Here is a 24507-nt window from a genome sequence, read left to right on the forward strand (position 1 = left end):
GCACCCGCCGGCGGCCGCGCACGGCCGGTTGCTCCCCCGCGACGGGCTCGGGCCCGGGCGCCGGGGACCCGGACGAGCTCCTCGGGCCCCGCCGCACCCCGTGCCCGGCGGTCAGGACGTCCCCGGGCCGGTGCGTGGTCGCAGGCCGGCGGGGACGTCCTCCACTGTGGCAAGAGCACCCCTGGCGGCCAAGGCAAGGGCCGGGAGTCCTTGGTCACACCGACTTCCGGCCCGAAGGCCGTCTCAGTCGCGGCCCCACACCGACGGCCGGCGCAGCCCCTCCGGGATCGTGGTCGCGGCGTCGCCCCGGGCCGCCTCGAGCTGCGGACCGCTGAGGAACAGCGCCTCGCGCAGGAGCGCACCCCGCAGGTCGGCCCCCCGCAGGTCGGCGCCGAGCAGGTCGGCGCGGCCCAGGTCGACGCCGCGTAGGTCGGCACCGATCAGCAGCGCGCCGCGCAGGCCGGCGTCGTGCAGCCGCCGGCGACGCAGGTCGCGGCCGGCCAGGTCGGCCCGGGTGAGGTCCGGCGCGGCGGGGTCCCGGAGCCGGCGGGCGGCGGCGGCGAGCAGCGCGCCGCACTCCTCGTGCAGCTGGTCGAGATCGGCCGTGAGCAGCTCCACGGGCGTGCGGTCGCGCAGCGCCAGCAGCCGCTCGGCCAGGTCCGCGGCGGCGCGGTCCGGCGTACGCCGGCGCACCTCCTCGAGGTGGGCGAGCATCTCGTGCAGCCGGCGCACGACCGAGAGCACCGCCGCCATCTCGCCGAGGTCGTCGTGGTCGCGCCAGGACGTCCCGGCGTAGGTCACCTGGGAGACGTGCTGGCCGGCCCCGAAGCAGTCGAAGACCGCACAGCCCGGCCAGCCCCGCTCGCGCAGGTCGGCGTGGATGCCGCAGCGGTCGTCGTCGCGGAGGTGGCCGCAGGGCACCCCGCCGGGCTTGTCCGCCCCGAACCCGGCGTCGCGCCGGTAGGGCAGCAGCACGCAGCACAGCGCGAAGCACCGCGAGCAGTCGGCCACCAGCTCGAGGTCCCGGCCGGGGGTGGGCGAGGGGGTCGGCACCCGCCGATCCTCGCACCCGCCGTGGCCGCGCGGCCGGCCGAGGCGGGGGCACACCCTCGGCCACCTGATTTGGAAAAATCATCAAAGTTGAGCGGAACAGACTCAACTTCTGGTGCGTTGGCAGAAGTGACGAGCACACTGGGTGCCGTCCGTGGGGACCTGTTGGCAGGAGAAGACACGCAGATGAGCCAGTTCGGCGCCGAGAAGTTCACCACCCGCAGCCGCGAGGCGATCGAGGCCGCCCAGCTGTCCGCGACCACCGCGGGCAACACCGCCACCGAGCCGATCCACCTGCTGGTCGCGCTGCTGCGCCAGGAGGAGGGCACCGCCCGCAACCTGGTCGCCAAGGCCGGGGTGGACGCAGCCCGGCTGACCCAGCAGGCGGAGGCGGCGATGACCGCGCTGCCCCGCGCCAGCGGTACGACGGTCCAGCAGCCCGCGGCGTCGCCCGCGCTGACCCGGGTGCTGGCCGGGGCGCTGGACCTGGCCGCCGGCATGAAGGACGACTACGTCGCCACCGAGCACCTGCTGATCGCGATCGCCGGCACCGACAGCGCCGCCCAGAAGGTGCTGACCGAGGCCGGGCTGAGCGAGCAGGGGCTGCGCGAGAGCGTGACCGCCGTCCGCGGGAACCGCCGCGTGACGAGTGAGGACGCGGAGTCGACGTACGAGGCGCTGGAGAAGTACTCCGTGGACCTGACCCGGGCCGCCGAGGACGGCCGGCTCGACCCGGTCATCGGCCGGGACAGCGAGATCCGCCGGGTCGTGCAGGTGCTGTCGCGGCGCACCAAGAACAACCCGGTGCTGATCGGCGAGCCCGGCGTCGGCAAGACCGCGGTCGTCGAGGGACTGGCCCAGCGGGTCGTGGCCGGCGACGTGCCCGACTCGCTCAAGGGCCGCCGGGTGCTCAGCCTCGACCTGGCCGCGATGGTGGCCGGCGCGAAGTACCGCGGCGAGTTCGAGGAGCGGCTCAAGGCCGTGCTCGAGGAGATCAAGGACGCGGGCGGTCAGATCATCACGTTCATCGACGAGCTGCACACCGTCGTCGGGGCCGGGGCGGGCGGCGACTCCGCGATGGACGCCGGCAACATGCTCAAGCCGATGCTGGCCCGCGGCGAGCTGCACATGATCGGCGCGACCACGCTCGACGAGTACCGCGAGCGGATCGAGAAGGACCCCGCCCTCGAGCGCCGCTTCCAGCAGGTCTTCGTCGGCGAGCCCAGCGTCGAGGACACCATCCAGATCCTGCGCGGCATCCAGGAGAAGTACGAGGCGCACCACGGCGTCCGCATCACCGACGCCGCCCTGGTCGCCGCGGCCACCCTCTCCGACCGGTACATCCCCGGCCGGCAGCTGCCCGACAAGGCCATCGACCTCGTCGACGAGGCCGCCTCGCGACTGCGGATGGAGATCGAGTCCTCCCCGGAGGAGGTCGACCAGCTGCGCCGCCAGGTGGACCGGATGAAGATGGAGCAGTTCGCGCTGGAGAAGGAGTCCGACGAGGCCTCCGTGGAGCGGCTGGCGAAGCTCAAGGCCGACCTCGCCGACCGCGAGGAGGAGCTGCGGGCGCTCGAGGCCCGCTGGGAGCAGGAGAAGCAGTCCCTCGAGGGCGAGGGCGAGCTGCGCCGCCAGCTCGACCAGCTGCGGATCGAGGCCGAGCGGCTGCTGCGCGAGGGCAACCTGGAGGCGGCCAGCCGGATCAACTACGAGTCGATCCCGGCGCTGGAGAAGAAGATCAGCGCGGTCGTCGAGACCGAGAAGCCCGACCTGGAGCCGCTGGTCTCCGAGGAGGTCGGCGCCGAGCAGGTCGCCGAGGTGGTCGAGGCCTGGACCGGCATCCCCACCGGCAGGATGCTCGAGGGCGAGACCGCCAAGCTGCTGCAGATGGAGGAGGTCATCGGCGAGCGGCTGATCGGCCAGCGGGCCGCGGTGCAGGCGGTGAGCGACGCCGTACGACGCTCCCGCGCCGGCATCGCCGACCCGAACCGGCCAACCGGGTCGTTCCTGTTCCTCGGCCCCACCGGCACCGGCAAGACCGAGCTGGCCAAGTCGCTGGCGGACTTCCTCTTCGACGACGAGCGGGCGATCGTCCGGATCGACATGAGCGAGTACTCCGAGAAGCACGCGGTCGCGCGGCTGGTCGGTGCGCCGCCCGGCTACGTCGGCTACGAGGAGGGCGGCCAGCTCACCGAGGCGGTCCGCCGCCGGCCGTACTCCGTGGTGCTGCTCGACGAGGTCGAGAAGGCCCACCCCGAGGTCTTCGACATCCTCCTGCAGGTCCTCGACGACGGGCGCCTGACCGACGGCCAGGGCCGCACCGTGGACTTCCGCAACACGCTGCTGGTGCTGACCAGCAACCTCGGCTCGCAGTTCCTCGTCGACCCGACCCTGGACCCGGAGAAGAAGCGCGACTCGGTCCTGGCCGTGGTGCGCTCCTCGTTCAAGCCGGAGTTCCTCAACCGGCTCGACGAGGTGGTGGTCTTCGACGCCCTGACCCCCGCGGAGCTGACCCACATCGTCGACCTGCAGCTGGCGCTGCTCGAGCGCCGGCTGGCGGCCCGGCGGATCTCGATCGTGGTCACCGACGCGGCCCGCACCTGGCTCGCCGAGTCCGGCTACGACCCGGCGTACGGCGCCCGCCCGCTGCGCCGGCTGATCCAGACCGCGATCGGCGACCCGCTGGCGCGGATGCTGATCGCCGGCGAGGTCACCGACGGCGACCGGGTCACCGTGGATCGCGGCGAGGACGGGCTGGCGCTGTCGGTGTGACCGGCCGTTTGGTGGAATGGGCGGCATGAGCAGCCCCTCCCGGCCACCCGCGGCACCGGCCCGTCCCCGCCAGGTCACCCTGGCGGCCACCCTGATCATGGGCGGGTCGGTGCTGCTGGTGCTCACCGCGTTCGAGCGGATGAACGGGCTGCACAGCCTGGAGACCCAGCAGGCGGTCCGGGACTTCGTCGGCGGCCCTCCCGGCTCCGACCTCGGGATCAGCGCCGCCGGCGTGCTCGACGCGCTGCGGGTCGTGTGCCTGGTGGCCGCGGGGTGTGCGACCGCCGCGGCGATCCTCGGCTTCGAGGTGCTGCGTCGCAACCGCGCGGCCAGGGTGGTGCTGACGGTGCTGGCGGCGCCGCTGTTCCTCAGCGGGCTGGTCACCGGCGGCTTCCTGTCCTCGGTGGTCGCCGCCGCGTCGGTGATGCTGTGGCTGCAGCCGTCGCGGGACTGGTTCCGCGGCATCCCCACGGCCGCGGCGCCCGCGGCCTCCGGGGCCCGCACCCGGCCCGGGGCCGGCGCGACGCCGGGGGAGGCTCCGGGGAGCACGGGTACGCCGGCGCACGTGGCCTGGCCCCCGCAGCCGTGGGAGCGGACCGAGCACCTGCCCCGGCTGGCCACCGAACCCGGCGTACGCCCGCCGGCGCTGGCCTGGGCGTGCGGGCTGGCCTGGCTGTTCGCCGGCCTGACCGCGGTGCTGATGACGGCGAGCATCGCGCTGCTCGCGACCAGCCCGGACGCGGTGTTCGCGGAGCTGCACCGGCAGGACCCCCAGCTGGCCGAGGCCGGGCTGGGTGACGACGTGCTGCGCACCGCCACGTTCGTGCTCGGCGGCGTGCTGGTGGTCTGGTCCGTGGTGGCGGTGGTGGTCGCGGTGCTGGCGTTCCGCCGGGTGCGCTGGGCGCGGATCGCCCTGCTGGTCTCGGCGCTCGCCTCGGCGGGCTGCTGCCTGCTCGCGAGCGTGGGCCAGTTCCTGATGCTGGTGCCGCTGGCGGCCAGCGTGGTCGCGGTCGCGCTGCTGGTCCGGCCCGACGTGAAGGCCTGGTTCGACCGACGCTGAGCTGGGCCGGCGGGGGGCCCAACTCAACCCGGCGCGAGGCCCGACTCAACCCGGCGCGAGGCCCGACTCAACCCGGCGGGGGGCCCAACTCAACGCGGCGGGGGGCCCAACTCAACGGGTCAGGCGTGCAGGTCGGCGCCCTTGAGCCGGCGCAGGCCCTCCTCGATCATCGCCGGCTCCTTGCAGAACGCCCAGCGCACGAGGTGCCGGCCGGCGCCGGGTGCGGACGGGTCGTCGTAGAAGACCTGGGTGGGGATGGCCACGACCCCGGCGCGCTCGGGCAGCGCGGTGCAGAACGCGCGGCCGTCCTCCCAGCCCAGCGCCGAGACGTCGGTGTTGACGAAGTAGGTGCCCTCCGGGACCCGGACGCCGAGCCCGGCCTCGGCCAGCCCGGCGCACAGCAGGTCGCGGCGCTCCTCGAGTCCGGCGGCCAGCTGCCGCGGCCAGTCCGGCTCCTCGTCGAGGGCCAGCGCCACCGCCGGCTGCAGGGGGGAGCCGGAGGTGAACGTCAGCCACTGCTTGGCTGCCAGCACCGCGCCGACCAGGTGGGCGGGCCCGGTGGCCCAGCCGACCTTCCAGCCGGTGAAGGAGTACGACTTGCCGGCGCTGGACAGCGTCAGCGTCCGCTCGGCCATCCCGGGCAGCGTGGCCAGCGGCACGTGCCGGTGGCCGGTGAAGGTCAGGTGCTCGTAGACCTCGTCGGTCACCACGACCAGGTCGTGCTCGGTCGCGACGTCCGCGACGACGGCCAGCTCCTCGGGGGTGAGCACGGTGCCGGTGGGGTTGTGCGGGCTGTTCAGCAGGATCAGCCGGGTCCGCTCGCTCACCGCCGCGCGCAGTTCGTCGGCGTCCAGGCGGAAGTCGGGGGCGCGCAGCGTCACCGGACGGCGTACGCCGCCGGCCATCTGGATCATCGCGACGTAGGAGTCGTAGTAGGGCTCGAGCACCACCACCTCGTCGCCGGGGTCGACCAGCCCGAGCAGCGCGGCCGCGATCCCCTCGGTGCAGCCGGTGGTCACCACCACCTCGGTGTCGGGGTCGAGCTCCAGCCCGTAGTTGCGCCGCTGGTGGCGCGCGATCGCCTGCCGCAGGGCGGGGACGCCGGGGCCTGGCGCGTACTGGTTCTGGCCGTGCTCGAGCGCCTCGACCGCGCGGGCGATCACCGACGGCGGGCCGTCGACGTCCGGGAAGCCCTGGCCGAGGTTGACCGACCCGGTCCGCGCGGCCAGCGCGGACATCTCGGAGAAGATGGTCGCAGGGATGCCCTGCAGGCGGGAGGCGAGCATGGGTCCGAACCTAACGCGGATACCCTGCGGGCGTGACCAACGCTGATCTCGAACTCGCCCGTGACATCGACGCCCGCTGCCGCCTGACCGGGGAGTTCACCCTGCGCTCGGGCCAGGTGTCCTCGGAGTACTTCGACAAGTACCTCTTCGAGTCCGACCCCCGGCTGCTGCACCGGGTCGCCCAGCAGATGCGCGACCTGCTGCCGGCCGACACCGAGCTGCTCGGCGGCCTCGAGCTCGGCGGGATCCCGATCGCCACCGCGCTCAGTGGCCTGACCGGGCTGCCGGCGCTGTTCGTGCGCAAGAAGGCCAAGGAGTACGGCACCTGCAAGCTCGCCGAGGGCCCGGAGGTCGCCGGCCGGCGGATCACGATCATCGAGGACGTGATCACCACCGGGGGCGCGGTCCGCGACGCGACCCGGGCCCTGCGCGACGCCGGCGCCGTCGTCGAGGTGGTCGTCTGCGCGATCGACCGCAGCCCCGCGGGCGAGAACCCGCTGGCCGACGTCGCCCTCGAGGTGCGCCCGGTGCTCACCAAGGCCGAGCTGGACGCGGTGCAGGCCCGGAGCTGACCGCCGCCCACGCCCTCGATCGGAGCCGGCGGTGCGGCTCCCTCACCCGGTCGTCTCGGGTCGGCTGGGTGCCGGGCCGGAGGAGGCCCGGACGATCAGCTCGGTCGGCAGCGTGACCCGCTCGTGGGCGTCGGGACGGCCCGGACCGGAGTGTCCGAGCATGCTGACCAGGAGGTCCACCGCCCGACGCCCGGCGTCGCTGACGGCGCCGCCCAGCGTGGTCAGCGCCGGCTGGACCAAGGAGGCGGCGAAGGTGTTGTCGAAGCCGACGACGCTGACTTCGTCGGGCACCCTCACGCCTCGGTCCGCGAGCCGGCGCATGATGCCGATCGCCAGCAGGTCGTTGTGCGCCACGATCGCGGTCGCGCCGGTGCGCACGGCTGCGTCGGCGGCGCTGCTGCCGTTGGCCACCGTCGGGGTGTACGGGCCCGCCCGGTGGACCTCGAGGTCGTACTCCGCGGCCCCCGCGGAGAGCGCGGCCCAGCGCACCGCGCCCATCCAGGAGCTCGGCGGGCCCGCACAGTAGGCCAGGGACCGGTGCCCCAACGAGGAGAGGTGCTCCAGGATCTGTCGGCAGCCCGAACCCATGTCCAGGGTGACGCTGAGGATGCCCGGAAGCTCGCGGCTCAGCAGTACGACGGGGTGCTCGGCGGCGATGTCGCGCAGGTCCTGGTCCGGGAGCCGGCTCGCGGCCAGCACGAACCCGCCGACCGAGCCCGCCAGCCCCCGGATCTGCTCGAGCTCGATCTGCGGTGACTCCTCGCAGTTGACCAGCACCAGGGTCGATCCGGCGGCCCGCGCTCGCAGCTCGGCGCCCCGGATCAGCTCGAAGTAGTGCGGGTTGGTGATGTCGGAGACCAGCATCGCGATCGTGCGGTGGCCGTCCGTCGTCCGCCCCGGACCCTTGTTGCCCGGCCGGTAGCCCAGCTCCTCGGCCGCGGCGAGCACCCGGTCCCGGGTGGCGGGGTTGACCCGGCCCGGCATCGCGAACGCCCGCGAGACCGTCGAGGGCGCGACGCCCGCGTGCCGGGCCACGTCGTAGATCGTCACCTTCACGAGGCGATGGAACACCACGATGGCAACTTTTGGCAACGTATTGCAACAGTTTCCACTTTGTTTCTAGGGTCGGGCCCGTTGTGAGTGCCGCCACAGCCCTGTGGTGGGAACCGAAGGAGGTCCTCGTGGATGCCGTCCCCCTGGCAGAGCCGAGCCCCCGGCCCTCCGGGCCACCGGCCGGACCGACCGGCGTATCGCCGGCCCAGCGCGTGCTGCGCGTGGTCACCGCCGTCGAGGTCGGGCTCGCGGCGATCGCCGTGACGCTGATCTTCCTGCTGGTGCTCGTCCAGGCCGGGCAGCGCTACCTGCCGATCGAGGGCTGGACCTGGACCGGCGAGCTCGCCCGCTACAGCCTGGTGTGGATGACCTTCGTGCTCGCCGGCGTCCTGGTGACCCGCGACGGCCACATCGCCCTGCAGGTCGTCGACTCGATCCCCTCGCCGATGATCGTGCGCGGGATCCACGTCCTCGCCGACCTCCTCGTCGCCGCCACCGGGGCCGGCTTCGCCTGGGCGTGCTGGAGCCTGATCGGTGAGTCCGGGCACCTCGACTCCCCCTCGATGGGGATGCCGATGCAGTGGGTCTACCTGCTCCCGATGCTCGGATTCCTCAGCACCGCGGTCCGCGCGCTGGTGGCCGCCGTGCTCGTCGCGAAGGACGGCGTTCCCGAGAAGCACGGCGACGCCGCCGGCGCCGAGAGCCTGACCCTCACGGCCGGCGAGGAGGCCCGCGCATGACCGTCACCCTGCTGCTGGTCGCGATCTTCGTGCTGCTCCTGCTGCGCGTGCCGGTCGCCTTCGCCTTCCTGGGCCCCGGCCTGGCCTACCTGGTCCTCACCGGCCAGTCGGTGGGCCTCGCGATGCGACTGGTCACCAACTCCACGGCCAGCTTCCCGCTGCTGGCGGTCCCCCTGTTCATCCTGCTCGGCTCCCTGGCCAACCACGCCGGCATCGCCGACCGCCTCTTCGACTTCGCGCTCGCGCTGATGGGCCGGGTGCGCGGGGGCCTCGGCTTCGTCAGCATCGGCGTCAGCCTCGGCTTCTCCTGGATGAGCGGGTCCGCCGTGGCCGACGCGGCCGCCCTGAGCAAGGTCGAGATCCCGGCGATGCTGCGCAACGGCTACTCGATGCGCTTCGGCCTCGGCGTGGTCGGCTCCTCGGCGCTGATCGCTCCGGTGATGCCGCCGAGCATCCCCGCGGTGATCTACGCCGGCCTCGCCGCGGTCTCGACGGGAGCGCTGTTCGCCGCCTCGGTCGTCCCCGCGATCTTGATGGCGCTCGGCCTGTGCGTCGTCGTGTTCGTGCTGGTGCGCCGCCAGCCCGACATCGTGCACACCGGCTTCGCGTGGGAGCGGGTACGCCGCACCGGCGCCCGGGTGATCGGCCCCCTGGGGGCGCCGGTGATCATCCTCGGCGGCATCCTCTACGGGCTGTTCACCCCGACCGAGGCGGCCGCGGTCGGGGCCCTCTACATGCTGCTGCTCGGCTTCGCCTACGGCACGCTGCGCCTGCGCGACCTGCCCCGCGTGCTGTCGGAGACCGTGACGACCACCGCGGCCATCATGCTGATCGTCTCCTCGGCCGCCCTGCTCGGCTATGTCCTGGCCCGGGAGCGGGTGCCGCAGGACCTCTCCGAGCTGGTGCTCAGCCTCACCTCGGACGGCACCGTCTTCCTGCTGCTGGTCGCCGTGCTGATGCTCATCCTGGGCACGGTCGTGGACGCCACCGCGATCCTCGTGCTCACCGTGCCGATCCTCATGCCGATCGGCCTGCACCTCGGCGTGGACCCGATCAACCTCGGCGTGCTGATGATCATCTCCTTGATGATCGGGCTGCTCACGCCGCCGGTCGGCACCGTCCTCTACGTGCTCAGCTCCACCCAGCGGGTGCCGGTCGGGCAGGTCTTCGCAGGCACCCTGCCGTTCCTGGTGCCGCTGCTGGTCGTCTGCCTGCTGGTCATCTTCGTCCCCGGCGTCGTGACCTGGCTCCCCACCCATCTCGGGCTCTAGCCCCACCGCTGCACGCACCCCCTCCCGGCGCGCCGTCCGGTGCGCCCCCACCCGAAGGAAGAGACACCGATGAACCGCACTCGTACGACGCTCCTCGCCGTGGCCGCGCTGCTGCCGCTGGGCATGCTCTCCGCCTGTGGCGGCGGCGACGACGCCACCGCGGCAGGTGGCATCACGCTGACCCTGGCTCACAGCTACACCGAGGACCAGCCCCAGCACACCTGCGGCGCCGAGGTCATCAAGGACGAGGTCGAGGCCGCGGACGCCGGCATGTCCGTGGAGATCTACCCCAACAGCCAGCTCGGCGGCGACGCCGACCGGATCGCCTCGGTGCAGTCCGGCGACATCGACCTCGACCTGCAGGGCGCCTCGGCGCTGGCCTCGGTCTACGAGCCGATCGGTGTCGTCGACGCGGCGTACGCCTTCGACAGCGGCCAGCAGGTCGCCGACTTCTTCCGCGGCAAGGAGTCCGAGCAGCTCAAGCAGGCCTTCCACGATGCCTCGGGTGGCGTGAGCATCCTCGGCGCCTACTCCGCCGGCGCCCGCGAGTTCACCGCGAACCAGCCGATCCGCGAGCCGGCGGACCTCGATGGGCTGCGGATGCGGTTCCCGGGCTCGCCGCAGTTCCTCGAGAACGCCAAGGCCCTCGGCGCGCACGCCACCGAGGTGGCCTACGAGGAGCTCTACCTCGCGCTCCAGCAGGGCGTCGTGGACGGTCAGGAGAACCCGATCACGAACATCGCCGCGCTGAACCTGCCCGAGGTGCAGGACTACCTCAGCATGACCGACCACCAGCAGAACTCGAACCTCGTCATCGTCGGGAAGGTCTGGGACGACCTGTCCGAGCAGCAGCAGCAGGTGCTCCAGGACGCCGTCGACACCGCCGTCGACAAGATGCCCGGCTGCGTCGCCGACGCCGAGGACGAGATCATCAGCGGCTGGAAGCAGGACGGCTCCATCAAGATCGTCGACGACGTGGACGTCGCCGCCTTCAGCGAGCAGGCCGACGCCTACTTCCGCGACCACCTCGAGGGCAAGTCGCTGGAGGTCTACGAGGCCATCAAGAGCTCCGCGAAGTGACGGCGGCCGCGCACCCCGCCGTCTCGGGCGACGAGGCCGCGCGTCCCGTCGCCACCTACCGCGGGCCGGTGGTCCCGGAGGATCTGGGCTGGACGCTGACCCACGAGCACGTGTTCGTGTTGAGCCCCGAGCTCGACCGTGACCACCCGCACCCGGAGTGGGACGCGGACCGGGCGGTCGACACGGCGGTCGCCGGGCTCGAGGAGCTGTGGGAGCTGGGCGTCCGCACGGTGGTCGATCTCACCGTCCCCGGTCTGGGGCGTGACGTCGCCCTTGTCGGCCGGGTGGCGGCGCGGGTGCGCGTGAACCTCGTGGCCAGCACGGGGTGGTACACCGACGATGTCCTGCCGCCCTACTTCCGGACCCACGGCCCGGGCCGGCTGGTCGGCGGTCCCGAGCCGCTCACCGAGATGTTCCTGCGAGACATCCGCGAGGGCATCGCCGGCAGCGGCGTGCGCGCCGGGATGCTCAAGGTGGTGACCGATGCGCCGGGCCTGACCCCCGACGTACGCCGGGTGCTGGAGTCCGCGGCCGAGGCCCACCTGGCCACGGGCGTGCCGATCACCACCCACAGCAACGCCCGGCTCCGCAACGGGCTCGACCAGCTGGCCTTCCTCACCGAGCGCGGGGTCGACCCGCGCCACCTGGTGATCGGCCACAGCGGCGACAGCGACGACCTGGACTACCTGCGTCGGTTGATGGACGCAGGCGCCACGATCGGCGTGGACCGCTTCGGCATGGCCCACGTCGTGGACGACGAGACCAGCGTGCGCACCGTGCTGGCGCTGCTGAAGGAGGGCTACGCCGACCGGATCGTGCTCTCCCACGACGCGGCCTTCTTCAGCCGCGTCACCCCGCCCTCGTGGCGCCGCGTGCACACCCCGCACTGGCGCCACGACCACCTGCCCCGCCACGTCGTGCCACAGCTGCGCGAGCGCGGGGCTCGATCCGAGGACATCGACCAGATGATGATCGCGAACGCCCGACGGTTGCTCACCCCGGCCGGGGGCACCGCATGAGCCCGGAGTACCGCGTGGCGCTCCTGGGCCACGGCATCGGCCCCTCGCTCTCCCCGGCGCTGCACGAGCGGGAGGCGCAGCACCTGGGCCTCTCCTACGAGTACGTCACCGTCGACCTGATCGACGTGCCGGACGTCGACCTGGGCGAGCAGCTGGGGCGGCTCGAGGACGAGGGCTTCGCCGCGGTCAACGTCACGCACCCGTTCAAGCAGCAGGTGCTCGGGCACGTCGACGAGCTCGGGGAGGTGGTCGAGCGGATCGGCTCGGCGAATCTGGTGCTGCTCGGCCGCGGCCGGCGCACGGCGCACAACACCGACTGCACCGGCTTCCGGCACGGCCTCGAGAGCTTCCTCGGCGACCGGCCGCGGGGCCGGGTGCTGCAGGTCGGCGCCGGCGGCGCCGGCCTGGCCACGGCCTACTCCCTGATCGGGATGGGCTTCGAGGAGCTGGTCGTGCACGACCGGTCCACGGACGCGGCGGACCGCCTCGTGGACCGGTTCGCCGGCGCCACCGGGGCGTCCCTCGCCGCCACGGACGGCTCGCTCGAGCCCTGGCAGGAGAAGGTCGACGGCGTGGTGCACGTGACCCCGATGGGCATGGCCCAGCATCCGGGCGTCGCCTTGGAGCCCGAGCGGCTCCGCCCTGACGCCTGGGTCGCCGAGGTGGTCTACCGACCGCTGGAGACCGAGCTGCTCCGCCGCGCCCGGGCGCACGGGCTGGACACCCTCGACGGCGGGGCCATGGCGGTGGGCCAGGCCGTGGACAGCCTCCGGCTGATCACCGGCCGGGAGCCCGACGTCGAGCGGATGAACGACCACTTCCGCCAGCTGGTCAGCTGACCACCGAACAGGAGCCACCATGACGACCATCCATGTCCTCAACGGGCCCAACCTCAACCTGCTCGGCACTCGCGAGCCGGGGCTCTACGGCACCGAGACGCTCGCCGACGTCGAGGCGCGCTGCGCGCTCCTCTGCGCCCGGCTCGGCCTCGACCTGGTCTTCCGGCAGTCGAACCACGAGGGCCGCCTGGTCGACTGGCTGCAGGAGATCGGCGCCGCCGTCCGCACCGGTGACTGCGTCGGCGCGGTGCTGAACCCGGGCGCCTACACCCACACCTCGGTCGCGATCCGCGACGCGATCGCCGGGGCCGAGGTCCCCGTCGTGGAGCTGCACCTGACCAACGTGCACGCCCGCGAGGAGTTCCGGCACCACTCCTACGTCTCGCCGGTGGCGCGCGGCGTCGTGGTGGGGCTCGGCACGCGCGGCTACGAGCTGGCCATCCGCTCCTTCGTCGACGACCCGGCGGAGGCGTGATGCGCACCTCGATCGCCACCGTCTGCCTCAGCGGCAGCCTCGAGGAGAAGATGGCGGCCTGCGCCGAGGCGGGGTTCGACGGCATCGAGGTCTTCGAGCCCGACCTGGTGGGCAGCGACCTGAGCCCCGAGGAGATCCGGGCCCGCGCGACCCGGCTGGGACTGTCCCTGGACCTCTACCAGCCGCTCCGCGACTTCGAGGGGGTGGACGAGGCGACGCTCACCGACAACCTGCGGCGGGCGGAGGCCCGGTTCGTCGTGATGAACCGACTGGGCATCGACACGGTGCTGGTCTGCTCCAACGTCGCCACCGCCACGGTCGAGTCCGACGAGGTCGCGGCCGAGCAGCTGCGCCGGCTCGGCGATCTCGCGGCGTCGTACGGCGTGCGGGTGGCCTACGAGGCGCTGGCCTGGGGTCGCTACGTCGACGACTACCGCCGGGCCTGGCGGATCGTCGAGCGGGCCGACCACCCCGCGGTCGGGACCTGCCTGGACAGCTTCCACATCCTCTCCCGCGGCCACGACCCGGCGGACATCGCGTGGATCCCCGGCGAGAAGATCTTCTTCGTCCAGCTCGCCGACGCCCCCCGGCTGACGATGGACGTGTTGTCGTGGAGCCGTCACCACCGCCTGTTCCCCGGCGAGGGCGACTTCGACCTCGGCGGCTTCGTGGCGACCGTGGCCGGCACCGGCTACGCGGGGCCGCTCTCGCTGGAGGTCTTCAACGACACGTTCCGCCAGACCGACACCCACCGGACCGCGGCCCACGCGCTGCGCTCGCTGGTGTGGCTGCAGGACCAGGCCGCCCGCCGGGCCGATGACCGGGCCGATGACCGGGCCGATGACCGGGCCGGCGGGCTGGCCACGATCAGCCGGGTCGCGCCTCCGGCGGCGGTGGACTTCGTCGAGGTCAAGGCCGAGGACACCAGTGCGGTGGAGACGATGCTCGACCAGCTCGGGCTCACCTTCCGCGGCCAGCACCGGACCAAGCCGGTGCGGCTGTGGTCGGCCGGCGAGGTGCGGATCGTGCTCAACGAGCAGCACGCCCGTGACCTCGAGCCCGAGGTGGCGGGGATCGGCCTGCAGGTCGAGGACGCGGTCGCGGCCGAGGCCAGGGCCGGCCAGCTCGCCGTGGCGCCGGTGCCGCGGCGCACCCAGGCCGACGAACAGCGGCTCGCCGGCTTCGCGGCCCCCAACGGCCTGGAGGTGTTCCTGGCCGAGCGTCCCGCGCCCGGGGTGCAGCCCGCCTGGACCCACGAGTTCGAGCACGGGCTGGCCCCCGAGGACCCCGGCTGCTACCTCGCCGTGGACCACGTCAACCTCGTCCACACCTGGCAGGAGCACGACGAGGCCGTCCTGTTCTGGACCAGCGTGCTGGGGCTCGACGCGCCGCCGGCGACCGAGGTCGCCAGCCCGCAGGGGCTGGTCCGCAGCCGGGTCATGAGGACCGCCGACGGGGGCGTCCGACTCCCGCTGAACGTCGCCCCCCAGGTCAGCCCCGAGTACCCCGAGCACGTCGCGCTGGCCTGCTCCGACATCTGGTCGGTGGCCGCGCGGGCGCGGGCCCGGGGGATGGAGTTCCTGCCCGTCCCGGACAACTACTACGACGACCTCGCCGCCCGCCTCGGCCTGGACGCCGCGCTGCTCGACCGGCTGCGCTCGCACCAGCTGCTGCTGGACCGGGGTCCGGAGGGGGAGTTCCTGCACTTCTACACCCGCCGCGTGGGCCGGGTGTTCTTCGAGGTCGTCCAGCGGGCCGCCGGCTACGACGGGTACGGCGCCGGCGACGCCCCGGTCCGGCTGGCGTCCCAGGCCCGGCTCGACCGGGTCGCCAGCGTCGGCCGGGGGCGCCGGGGACGGTCGTGAGCGCGCCGCCTGGCCGGCCGGTCGCCGCGGGGCGGCCCGAGGCTCAGGCGGCCTCGTCGGCGTCCTGGTGGCTGCGGTGGCGCCACCACTCGATGACCAGCGGCACCACCGAGAGCACCAGCAGGCCGAGGATCACCAGGTCGATCTTGCTGGCCAGCCACGGCACGGCCTGGCCCAGGAAGTAGCCCACCAGCGTGATCACCAGGACCCACAGCACCGCGCCGACCGCGCTCCACACCAGGAACTTGCGGCGGCCCATGTCGGTGATGCCGGCGACCAGCGTGATGTAGGTGCGCACGAACGGCACGAACCGGCCGATCACCAGCGCCTTGCTGCCGTGCCGGTCGAAGAACTCGTGGGTCTGCTCGAGGTGTTTCTTCTTGATCAGCCGGCCGTCGTGGTCGCCCAGCCGCTGACCGATGCCCCGGCCGAGGCCGTAGCCGGTGACGTTGCCGAGGAAGGCCGCGGCCGCGAACGCGGCCAGCGCCACGAAGATGTTGAGGTTCAGCTGCCCGCCGGCGATGAACAGGCCGACCGCGACCAGCAGCGTGTCCCCGGGCAGGAACGGGAACAGCAGCCCGCACTCGATGAAGACGATGGCCAGGCTGATCCAGACGAACTCCGCGTGGAAGTGGTCGAGCAGCCAGTTGGGATCCATCCACGGGATGCCGAGCAGCATCGGGTGGAGATCGAGCAGGGCGGTCACGGACTCACGCTACCGGGCTGCGCCTGAATGTCCGGCAGGCGAGGGTACGGTTCCGGCTGTGGAGCAGCGGGACGCGGCGGCCGACACCACCGGTCACGAGCAGCGCAGGGCGCCGTACGACCCGATGCCGCACGGCCCCGCCGAGGTGGGCGTGGGGCCCTGGCCGGGGCCGTGGCCGGCGGGGGAGCAGTACGACCCGCAGCTGCTCGCACACGGAGACCGGCGCAACGTCGTCGACCGCTACCGCTACTGGAGCCTCGAGGCGATCGTCGCCGACCTCGACACCCGGCGCCACGACTTCCACGTGGCGATCGAGAACTGGCAGCACGACTTCAACATCGGCACGATCGTCCGGTCCGCCAACGCCTTCCTCGCCGCCGAGGTGCACATCGTCGGCAACCGGCGCTGGAACCGGCGCGGTGCGATGGTGACCGACCGCTACCAGCACGTGCGGCACCACCCGACCGTCGCCGACCTCGCGGCGCACCTGCACGGGCTGCCCGGCGGGCCGGTGACCCTACTGGGCATCGACAACCTGCCCGGGTCGCGGCACCTGGAGACGATGAGCGTGCCGCGCCGGGTGTGCTTCCTCTTCGGCCAGGAGGGACCCGGGCTGTCCGCGGGGGCCCGCGAGGTCGTGGACGGGACCTTCTCGATCGCCCAGTTCGGCTCGACCCGCTCGATCAACGCCTCGGCGGCCGCCGCGATCGCGATGCACACCTGGATCCGCGAGCACGCCGACCTGACCGGCGACGCCACCTGGCGGGGCTGAGTGCGGGGCTGGGCGGCGGGGTTGCTCAGGCCTGGTCGGCGGCGAGCACGCCGCGCAGCGCCTGCAGGCCGCGGGAGGTGTGGCTCTTGACCGTGCCCTCGGTGATGCCGAGCTCGTGCGCGGTCTCGGTGACCGAGAGGCCCAGCCAGTGCCGCAGCAGCACGGTCTTGCGCTGCATCAGCGGGAGCGCCTGCAACGCCTCGAACAGCGCCGAACGCTCCTCGACCCCCAGCGTCGCCGGGGCCGCGCCCTCGGGGGTCTCCGCCGTCGACCGCTCGCGGCGCCACGGCCGGCGGGACTCGTCGATGTTGGCGCGCACGATGATCGTGCGCACGTAGGCCTCCTCGCCGCCCTCGCGCCGCACCCGCGGCCACGCGACATAGAGCTTGGCCAGCGCGGTCTGCACGAGGTCGTCGGCGCGGTGCCAGTCGCCGCAGATCGCGTAGGCGACCCGGCGCAGGTGCGCGCGACGGGCGTGCACGAACTCCGAGAACGCCGCGTCGCGGTCCGCCGTCCTCGATCCGGTCCCCGAGCCGGGCCTCACTTCAGGCCACCGCCGCCCTCGGCCCCACCGCCGGCATAGCGCTGCCGGGCCAGCGCCAGGAAGTCGTCGAGGCTCGCCCCGCCCCGCTTCACGGGGATCGCGATGTACTGGCCGGGCTTCCCGTCGAAGCTGCGGGCCAGCACGTAGTAGCGCTCGCCGTCGCCGCCCGCGACCTCCGCGGCCGCGGTGTGGTCGCCGGGCCCGGCGAAGGAGTCACCGACCCGCACGTGAGCACGCTGCTCGAGGATGGTGGCGCCCCGGACCGGCTCGAGCTGCTCGGTGTCGCCGACGAAGCGGACCAGGTCGACGGAGGCGATGCCGTCCAGCACCGGGTCGCCGACCGACTCCGGGCCCGAGACCGTGCCGCTCGCGCCCTGCACCCAGGAGAGGAACGATCCCTGCTGGCCGCCGGCCCAGGCCAGCGTCCCGCTCGAGCTGCCGTCGCCGGCGTAGTTCAGCGCGTACCAGTAGGTGACGCCGTGGAAGCGCACGGCGACCCCCACCGACTTCTGCGGCGGGTCGAGGTGGAACGGGTTGGCGAGCCGCTGCACCACGGTGGCCCGGTCGTCGACCACCACGTTGCCGGCGTCGTCGTACGCCACCAGGCTCAGCTCGTGGAGCACGTGGTCGAGCTCGGCGTTGCTCGGCGTCCGCTCGGCGCCCGGCCCCCCGGTGGGCGAGCTGGTGGGTCCGGTGGAGGGCGTGGCGGCGGTGCTGGGGTCCGCCGCCCGCGTCGCGCCGGAGCTGCTGGCCACGGGGGCGTCGTCCGCGCGGTCGCTGCCGGCGCCGGCCGCGGCCCACGCGGTGCCCCCGACCACGGCCGCCGTGGTCAGCGCCGCGCCGGCCACGGCGAGCCGCCGGCGGCGCAGCGCCCGGTGCCCGGCGGCGAGCAGCCGCTCGATCTCGGCGTCCGTGGCGCCGTCGTTCGGCCCGCTGCCGAAGCTGCGGTCGATCTCGTCCCTGATGTCCATCGCGTGGTCCCTCCGCACGGTCTCACCCTGGATACGGACCGCAGCGCCCCGAGGTTGTCACGGGGCCGGCTCCAGGGGCGCCCCCCGCCCGGCAGGTCGGCCGGCCGCTCGGCCGGCGGGCACGGGAGCGACGACGGACGAACGCCCCTCGGCGGCGGCTCGGCGAGCCACTAGGGTGGGAAGCGCCCAGCCGTCGGCCGCAGGAGTTCCCAGATGCCCATCGCCACCCCCGAGATCTACGCCCAGATGCTCGACGCGGCCAAGGAGAACGCCTTCGCGTTCCCGGCCATCAACGTGTCGTCGTCGCAGACGCTGAACGCCGCCCTGAAGGGCTTCGCGGACGCCGGCTCCGACGGGATCATCCAGGTGTCCACCGGCGGCGCGGAGTACTTCTCCGGCCCGTCGGTGAAGAACATGGTGACCGGCTCGGTCGCCTTCGCCGCGTTCGCCGCCGAGGTCGCCAAGAACTACCCGGTCAACGTCGCGCTGCACACCGACCACTGCCCCCAGGGCAAGCTCGACGGCTTCGTGCGGCCGCTGCTCGACATCTCCGCCGACCGGGTGGCCCGCGGCGAGCTGCCGCTGTTCCAGTCCCACATGTGGGACGGGTCGGCGGTGCCGCTGGAGGAGAACCTGCAGATCGCCCAGGAGCTGCTCGAGAAGGCCGCCAAGGCCCGGATCATCCTCGAGATCGAGGTCGGCGTCGTCGGCGGCGAGGAGGACGGCGTCGTCGGCAAGATCGACGAGAAGCTCTACTCCACCCCCGGTGACGCGATCGCCACGATCAAGGCGCTGGGCGCCGGCGAGAACGGCCGCTACCTGACCGCGCTGACCTTCGGCAACGTGCACGGCGTCTACAAGCCCGGCAACGTCAAGCTCCGCCCCGAGATCCTCCAGCACGCCCAGGAGGCGGTCGCCCGCGAGCTCGGGCTGGCCGAGGGGTCGCGCCCCTTCGACCTGGTCTTCCACGGCGGCTCCGGCTCCACGGCCGAGGAGATCGGCGCGGCGGTCGACTTCGGCGTGGTGAAGATGAACGTCGACACCGACACCCAGTACGCCTTCACCCGCCCGGTGGCCGCGCACATGTTCACCAACTACGACGGTGTGCTGAAGGTCGACGGCGAGGTCGGCAACAAGAAGGTCTACGACCCCCGCTCGTGGGGCAAGGCCGGGGAGGCCGGCATGGCCGCCCGCGTGGTCGAGGCCTGCGAGAACCTGCGCTCGGCGGGCAAGTCCCTCTCGGCCTGATCGGTCCCGGCAGGTCGTCCCAGTACCGTCCTTCGGCCCGGTCGCTGCGGCGACCGGGCCGTACGGCGTCTCGGGGGAGCTGCCCGCGGGTCAGCTGCCCGCGGTTCAGCCGGCCTCGGGGACCGGCTGGGCCGAGGCCCGCTCGGTGGCCACGCCGAAGCCCGCGTGCTTGGGCCGCTCGAAGAACAGCACCGCGACCAGGCCGACCAGCAGCGCCAGCGGCGGCAGCAGCATCGAGGCGGCCATCGCGTCGTTGAACGGGCCGACGACCGCGGGCGGCAGCGCGCCGCCGCCGGCGCCCTCGCCACTGAACGAGGGGAGGCCCTCGGCGGCCAGCCGCGAGTCCATCAGCACCGCGATCGCCGCCGAGCCCAGCACCGCGCCGACCTGGCGGGTGGCGTTGTAGATGCCCGCGCCGGCCCCGGCGAGCTGCATCGGCAGGTTGCGGGTGGCGGTGGCGCTGGTCGGCGCCCAGACCGCGGCGTTCCCGATGCCGAGCAGCACCATCGGCGGCACCAGCGCCCAGATGGTGAGGTCGGGCTGCATCGCCCAGGACAGCCACAGCAGCGAGACGATGATGCAGCCGAAGCCGAGCCCGGTGAGGTTGCGCGGATGCACCCGGTCGGTCAGCCGGCCCACCGGACGGGCCAGCAGGATCGTCATCACCGCCATCGGCACCAGCAGCAGCGCCGAGCGGGTCGGGCTGAGCCCGCGCACCACCTGGGCCCAGATCATGATCGGGATCGCCATCGCGGTGATCGCGAAGCCCATCGCGCTGATCGCGACGTTGGCGAGCGAGAAGTTGCGGTCCCCGAACAGCTGCAGCGGCACCAGCGGCTCCGCGCGGTTGTGGGCCTGCCACCACACGAACGCCGCGAGCAGGGCCAGCCCGGCGACGATCAGGGTCCAGATCGTGGCGCTCCAGTGGTACTGGTGGCCCTCCTGGATGCCGAAGACCAGCAGGAACATCCCGACGCCGCTGAGCGCCACCCCCAGCCAGTCGAAGCGGTGGCTGTGGGTCTCCAGGGTCGGCACCAGCCGCCAGGCCAGCACGAAGCCGATCAGCCCGACCGGGACGTTGATGAAGAAGATCCACTCCCAGCCCAGCCCGTCGACCAGCACGCCGCCGAGGATCGGGCCGACCAGCGTGGCGACGCCGGCCGTGGCGCCCCACAGCGCCATCGCCGAGCCGCGCCGCTGGGCGGGGAAGATGCGGGTGATGATCGCCATCGTCTGCGGGGTCATCATCGACGCGCCCAGGCCCTGCACCACCCGCGCGACGACCAGCGCCACCACCGTCGTGGTCAGGCCGCACCACAGCGAGGCGAGCGTGAAGACGGTCAGCCCGACGAGGTAGAGCCGCTTGGGCCCGAACCGGTCGCCGAGCCGTCCGGTGATCAGCACCGGCACGGCGTAGGCGAGCAGGTAGGCGCTGGTGACCCAGACGACGGCGTTCACGTCGGCGTGCAGGTTCTCGATGATGGCCGGGGTCGCCACCGACACGATCGTGGAGTCGACCAGGATCATGAAGAAGCCGAGGCAGAGAGCGAACAGGGCCGGCCACGGATCCTTCTCGTGCGTGGCGGTAGCCGGGGCGGCGGCGTGGGTCATGGTCGTAGTCAACACCGCAGCGTGGACAATGCAGGCATGCCCCACGTCGACCTGATGGCCGGACCCCCGCCCACCCACCTGCCCGAGGACCCGGCCGCGGCCGAGCTGGCCGCCGGCGAGGCCCCGGCCTCCGTCGTACGCCGGCACCCGGCCTCGCCGTACGCCTGGGCCGCGATGGCCGCGCAGGCCCGCGACCAGGGCGCCGACGACGTGAGCGTCTACGCCTACTCCCGGGTCGGCTACCACCGCAGCCTGGACCTGCTGCGGCGCAACGGCTGGAAGGGCCACGGCCCGGTGCCGTGGTCGCACGAGCCCAACCGCGGGTTCCTGCGCAGCCTGGCGCTGCTCGCGCTCTCGGCCCGCGCCATCGGCGAGACCCAGGAGTGGGAGCGGTGCTCGGAGTTCCTTCGCGACTCCAGCCCGGAGGCGTACGACGCGCTGCTCGCCTGAGGTCGCCTGAGGTCGCCTGAGGTCGCCGCCGGCCCGGGGCCCCGAGCCTCGGGGCCGGCGCTCCTTGCGCCCCGGCCGGCGGACGGTTAGGGAGCGAGCAGGGAGCGCACCTTGTCGGCGCCCAGCGCCACGATCAGCGTGGGCAGCCGCGGGCCGCGGTCGGCGTCGACGAGCAGGTTGTAGAGCAGCTTGAAGAACGCCTTCTGGTCGGCCTTGACCTCCTCGGTCGGGTCGGCGTCCAGCGGCAGCCCGTGGGCGAGCTTCGGCACGCCGTAGACCAGCGTGGTCACCGGCGCGATGTCGAGCTCGGCCGGCAGCCCGTCCAGCAGCAGCCCGAGCCACCGGCGCTCCTGCTCGCCGAGCGCGCCGAGCCGCTCCAGGTCGGGCTTCTCGCGCACGGTGGTGCGCTGGTCGGCGGGCACGAAGTCGCCCATCCACGCCATCGCCCGGGTCAGTCGCGGCTCGAGCAGGGCGACGTCGTCGTGCGCGTAACCCACGTGAGCGATGGTGCGGCTGATCAGGTCCGCGCTGCCGGCGGTCACGTCGGCGACCGAGGAGAGCACCCGGAACGGCACCACGACCTGCGGCGTCGGCAGGGTCCCGGCGCTGCTCGTGGTCGAGGCGCGCTCGAACGCCAGCACCTGGGCGTCCCGCTTCTCCGGGTCCGCGGCCTTGCGGCCCAGCGCGTCCCACTCGTCGTAGAGCCGGACCACCTCGGGGCCGAAGTCGACGTTGAAGGCCTGCTTGGGCTGGCGCCGGACGTAGAGCCAGCGCAGGATCGGCGCCTCGAGGATCCGCAGCGCGTCGGCCGCGGTCGGCACCCGGCCGCGGGAGGAGGACATCTTCACCTGGCCGCCGGCCCCCACGAACGAGTAGCCGACGAACGACGGCGCCCGGCCCCCGTAGATCTCCTTCACCACTTCCTTGCCCACGGTGTAGGACGAGCCGGGGGTGGCGTGGTCGACGCCGCCCGGCTCGAAGTCCACGCCCTCGACGGCCCAGCGCATCGGCCAGTCGACCTTCCAGACCAGCTTGCCCTCGTGCTGGGTCGCGAGGTTGGTGACGCCCTCGAACCCGCAGGCGGTGCAGGTGTAGCCCAGGTCGGTCGAGTCGTCGTCGTACGACGTGACCGTGGTCGTGTCGCGGCCGCACCGGCGGCAGTAGGGCTTGTAGGGGAACCGGGACAGGTCGCCGGCGGTCGCCTCCTCGCCGTCCTCGTCGGCGACGGAGTCCTCGAGCGCCTGCGCCTCCTGCTCGCTCTCGGCGACGGGCGCGGTCTTCTTCGTGCGGTAGGCCGCGAGCACCCGCTCGATGTCGTCGCGGCGGCGTACGGCGGTGAGGACCTGCTCGACGTAGGCGCCGGCGCGGTACTGCTCGGTCTGGGAGACCTCCTCCATCTCCACGCCGAGCTCGGCGAGGGAGGCGCGCAGCGGGGCCTTGAAGTGCTCGGCCCAGGAGTCGTGGCAGTCCCAGGGGTCCGGCACCGCGGACAGCGGCCGGCCGATGTGCTCGCTCCACGACGGGTCGACGCCCGCCGGCACCTTGCGGAACCGGTCGTAGTCGTCCCAGCTGTGCAGGTGCCGGCAGCGGATGCCGCGGCGCTTGATCTCCTCGGCGACGAAGTGCACGGTGAGGAACTCGCGCAGGTTGCCCAGGTGGACCGGTCCCGACGGGCTGGCCCCGGACGCGCAGGTGATCAGCCGGCCCTCGTCGGTGCCGGCCTTCTCGTCGGCCTGCCGGGCGTGACGGATCGCGTCGTCCGCCGCGCGGGTCACCCAGTCGGTGGGCTGGTCGGTGGGCTGGCCGGTTGCGCCGCGTGCCATGCGCTGCTCGCTCCTGCTCGGTGGGTTCGTGCCGTGCGGCGAACGCTACCGGAGCGGGTGGGCGCGATCGAAGGCGATGAGGCGGGCTCGGGGCCCGGAGTGGTGGAAGGGCGCCGGACCCGTCCCCTGCGGCGTTTCCGGCGCCCCTTCCTGCGTCGCTGCTCGACCGCATCCCCCGATGTGGGTCGTGCCGCTGCACGGCTTCTCCCCGAGAGGAGATGCGTGCGTGCTGACGCGTCCGAGCATCTTCGCACTGACACTTCCCTGCCATGTGGTCATCGGCTGTCGATGGCACTAACCTGCCAGCATGCCGCGTCGTCAGCCGTCCAGCGTCATGACCGCCCTGGGCTTCCCCCCGGCGGTGGACCGGCTCTACGAGCGGGTGCGCAAGCAGTCCGGCCGGGAGCTGGTGTCGGTCGCGCAGGCGCTGCTGCGCACCCCCGACGAGCTGGTGGCCGAGCTCGCCCCGCTGATGGACGCCGAGGTGGTCCGGCTGGAGGACTCCCGGGTCTTCGTCGAGGGCCCGGCGGCCGCGGTCGCCCGGCTGGTGACCGCGCAGGCGGAGGAGGCGGCCCGGGCCCGCCGTCGGCTCGACGCGCTCTCGGCGGCGATCCCGTTCCTCACCGCGGGGTCGGTCAAGCCAGAGCCGGGGGAGGTGCACGGCGTCGAGTCGATCGACGGCGAGATCAGCACCGGCGGGCAGCCGGTGGAGCTGATCGCGGCCCTGATCGCGCAGAGCAAGGGGGACCTGCGGTGGTTGCGCCCCGACCAGTGGCGGATCCCGCGGGAGGACGCGATGATCGAGGTGATCCGGGAGCTGATCGCCTCGGGACGCCGGTCCCGGGCCATCTACCCGGTGCGGGCGCTGCAGGACGCGCCGGAGACGCTGCGGGCACGGGCCGAGGTGGGCGAGCAGATCCGGGTGCTGCCCGAGCTCCCCACCCGGATGTTCATCATCGGCAGCACCCACGCGGTGCTTCCCGAGCCGCTCGGCTTCACCGACGAGCCCCGGACGCTGGTGCGCCAGCAGGGCCTGGTCGAGGCGCTGACCCTCTGGTTCGAGCTGATGTGGGAGCGCGCGGCCCCGGTGCCCTCGCTCGACCGCGGCGAGGCGCGCCCGGACATGCGGCGGTTCCTGCTCCAGCAGCTGGCCTCGGGCGCGCAGGACGAGCAGGTGGCGCGCACCCTCGGGATCAGCCTGCGGACGGTGCGCCGCCGGATCGCCGACGTGCTGACCGAGGTCGGCGCGGACACCCGGTTCCAGGCCGGGGTGGAGGCGGCCCGGCGGGGATGGTTGTAG

22 protein-coding genes are annotated in these 24507 nt (G+C 73.2%); 14 read left to right on the plus strand and 8 right to left on the minus strand.

Going from position 1 to position 24507, the window contains the following annotated elements; genetic code table 11:
* Nucleotides 1-243: 243 nt before the first annotated feature.
* Nucleotides 244-1053, minus strand: a complete 810-nt coding sequence (locus tag BJZ21_RS01930) for a pentapeptide repeat-containing protein (protein ID WP_343051904.1) — start codon at nt 1051-1053, stop codon at nt 244-246.
* Nucleotides 1054-1236: 183 nt separating this feature from the next.
* Here BJZ21_RS01930 and clpB point away from each other — a divergent pair, with 183 nt between their 5' ends.
* Both clpB and BJZ21_RS01940 read left to right on the plus strand, forming a co-directional pair.
* The gene (clpB, locus tag BJZ21_RS01935; RefSeq protein WP_179662220.1) at nt 1237-3822 is read left to right on the plus strand and encodes an ATP-dependent chaperone ClpB; all 2586 of its coding nucleotides are present in this window, start codon (nt 1237-1239) and stop codon (nt 3820-3822) included.
* A 25-nt stretch (nt 3823-3847) separates the two neighbouring features.
* Complete coding sequence (locus BJZ21_RS01940; RefSeq protein WP_179662221.1) at nt 3848-4882, plus strand: hypothetical protein; 1035 nt, start codon at nt 3848-3850, stop codon at nt 4880-4882.
* A 119-nt stretch (nt 4883-5001) separates the two neighbouring features.
* On the opposite strand, the gene BJZ21_RS01945 is transcribed toward BJZ21_RS01940, so the two are convergent.
* Complete coding sequence (locus BJZ21_RS01945) at nt 5002-6168, minus strand: pyridoxal phosphate-dependent aminotransferase (protein WP_179662222.1); 1167 nt, start codon at nt 6166-6168, stop codon at nt 5002-5004.
* 32 nt (nt 6169-6200) lie between these two features.
* Between BJZ21_RS01945 and pyrE the strand changes: the two genes are divergently transcribed.
* A complete protein-coding gene (gene pyrE, locus BJZ21_RS01950) occupies nt 6201-6740 on the plus strand; it encodes an orotate phosphoribosyltransferase (RefSeq protein WP_343051905.1) in 540 nt (179 codons plus the stop codon).
* Between the two features lie 42 nt (nt 6741-6782).
* On the opposite strand, the gene BJZ21_RS01955 is transcribed toward pyrE, so the two are convergent.
* Entirely contained in the window at nt 6783-7796 is a 1014-nt protein-coding gene (locus tag BJZ21_RS01955; protein WP_179662223.1) for a substrate-binding domain-containing protein, read from the minus strand.
* 125 nt (nt 7797-7921) lie between these two features.
* Between BJZ21_RS01955 and BJZ21_RS01960 the strand changes: the two genes are divergently transcribed.
* The 7 genes from BJZ21_RS01960 (at nt 7922) to BJZ21_RS01990 (ending at nt 15082) form a co-directional block, all read left to right on the plus strand.
* A complete protein-coding gene (locus tag BJZ21_RS01960) occupies nt 7922-8533 on the plus strand; it encodes a TRAP transporter small permease subunit (RefSeq protein WP_179662224.1) in 612 nt (203 codons plus the stop codon).
* The gene (locus BJZ21_RS01965; RefSeq protein ID WP_179662225.1) at nt 8530-9804 is read left to right on the plus strand and encodes a TRAP transporter large permease; all 1275 of its coding nucleotides are present in this window, start codon (nt 8530-8532) and stop codon (nt 9802-9804) included. Before BJZ21_RS01960 ends, BJZ21_RS01965 begins: the two co-directional genes overlap by 4 nt.
* Before the next feature lie 69 nt (nt 9805-9873).
* The gene (locus tag BJZ21_RS01970; RefSeq protein WP_179662226.1) at nt 9874-10884 is read left to right on the plus strand and encodes a DctP family TRAP transporter solute-binding subunit; all 1011 of its coding nucleotides are present in this window, start codon (nt 9874-9876) and stop codon (nt 10882-10884) included.
* Nucleotides 10881-11903, plus strand: coding sequence for a phosphotriesterase family protein (locus BJZ21_RS01975; RefSeq protein ID WP_179662227.1), 1023 nt, complete (start codon nt 10881-10883; stop codon nt 11901-11903). Before BJZ21_RS01970 ends, BJZ21_RS01975 begins: the two co-directional genes overlap by 4 nt.
* Nucleotides 11900-12742, plus strand: coding sequence for a shikimate dehydrogenase (locus BJZ21_RS01980; RefSeq protein ID WP_179662228.1), 843 nt, complete (start codon nt 11900-11902; stop codon nt 12740-12742). The genes BJZ21_RS01975 and BJZ21_RS01980 overlap by 4 nt, the downstream gene beginning before the upstream one ends.
* Before the next feature lie 19 nt (nt 12743-12761).
* Nucleotides 12762-13217, plus strand: a complete 456-nt coding sequence (gene aroQ / locus BJZ21_RS01985) for a type II 3-dehydroquinate dehydratase (protein ID WP_179662229.1) — start codon at nt 12762-12764, stop codon at nt 13215-13217.
* Nucleotides 13217-15082, plus strand: a complete 1866-nt coding sequence (locus BJZ21_RS01990; RefSeq protein WP_179662230.1) for a bifunctional sugar phosphate isomerase/epimerase/4-hydroxyphenylpyruvate dioxygenase family protein — start codon at nt 13217-13219, stop codon at nt 15080-15082. Before aroQ ends, BJZ21_RS01990 begins: the two co-directional genes overlap by 1 nt.
* Before the next feature lie 43 nt (nt 15083-15125).
* Here BJZ21_RS01990 and BJZ21_RS01995 read toward each other — a convergent pair whose 3' ends face one another.
* Nucleotides 15126-15788 carry a DedA family protein gene (locus BJZ21_RS01995; protein WP_343051906.1) on the minus strand — a complete coding sequence of 221 codons (663 nt, stop codon included), beginning with the start codon at nt 15786-15788 and terminating at the stop codon, nt 15126-15128.
* A gap of 124 nt (nt 15789-15912) precedes the next feature.
* Here BJZ21_RS01995 and BJZ21_RS02000 point away from each other — a divergent pair, with 124 nt between their 5' ends.
* Complete coding sequence (locus tag BJZ21_RS02000) at nt 15913-16560, plus strand: TrmH family RNA methyltransferase (RefSeq protein WP_179665448.1); 648 nt, start codon at nt 15913-15915, stop codon at nt 16558-16560.
* Nucleotides 16561-16585: 25 nt separating this feature from the next.
* Here the strand turns inward: BJZ21_RS02000 and BJZ21_RS02005 are convergent, their stop codons facing one another.
* A complete protein-coding gene (locus BJZ21_RS02005) occupies nt 16586-17104 on the minus strand; it encodes a SigE family RNA polymerase sigma factor (RefSeq protein ID WP_179662231.1) in 519 nt (172 codons plus the stop codon).
* Nucleotides 17101-18075 (minus strand): hypothetical protein, encoded by a 975-nt coding sequence (locus BJZ21_RS02010; protein ID WP_179662232.1) that lies wholly within the window; start codon nt 18073-18075, stop codon nt 17101-17103. Before BJZ21_RS02010 ends, BJZ21_RS02005 begins: the two co-directional genes overlap by 4 nt.
* Before the next feature lie 213 nt (nt 18076-18288).
* On the opposite strand from BJZ21_RS02010, the gene fbaA reads away from it, so the two are divergent.
* Nucleotides 18289-19323, plus strand: a complete 1035-nt coding sequence (fbaA, locus tag BJZ21_RS02015; protein ID WP_179662233.1) for a class II fructose-bisphosphate aldolase — start codon at nt 18289-18291, stop codon at nt 19321-19323.
* 105 nt (nt 19324-19428) lie between these two features.
* On the opposite strand, the gene BJZ21_RS02020 is transcribed toward fbaA, so the two are convergent.
* Entirely contained in the window at nt 19429-20934 is a 1506-nt protein-coding gene (locus tag BJZ21_RS02020; RefSeq protein ID WP_179662234.1) for a DHA2 family efflux MFS transporter permease subunit, read from the minus strand.
* A 36-nt stretch (nt 20935-20970) separates the two neighbouring features.
* Here BJZ21_RS02020 and BJZ21_RS02025 point away from each other — a divergent pair, with 36 nt between their 5' ends.
* Nucleotides 20971-21384: a DUF3151 domain-containing protein gene (locus tag BJZ21_RS02025; RefSeq protein WP_179662235.1), complete on the plus strand. Its 414-nt coding sequence runs from the start codon at nt 20971-20973 to the stop codon at nt 21382-21384.
* Between the two features lie 86 nt (nt 21385-21470).
* On the opposite strand, the gene lysS is transcribed toward BJZ21_RS02025, so the two are convergent.
* Nucleotides 21471-23207: a lysine--tRNA ligase gene (gene lysS / locus BJZ21_RS02030; RefSeq protein ID WP_179662236.1), complete on the minus strand. Its 1737-nt coding sequence runs from the start codon at nt 23205-23207 to the stop codon at nt 21471-21473.
* Between the two features lie 307 nt (nt 23208-23514).
* Here lysS and BJZ21_RS02035 point away from each other — a divergent pair, with 307 nt between their 5' ends.
* Nucleotides 23515-24507 (plus strand): helix-turn-helix transcriptional regulator, encoded by a 993-nt coding sequence (locus tag BJZ21_RS02035; protein ID WP_179662237.1) that lies wholly within the window; start codon nt 23515-23517, stop codon nt 24505-24507.

Source organism: Nocardioides panaciterrulae, from assembly GCF_013409645.1.
In the GTDB taxonomy this organism is placed as follows: domain Bacteria; phylum Actinomycetota; class Actinomycetes; order Propionibacteriales; family Nocardioidaceae; genus Nocardioides; species Nocardioides panaciterrulae.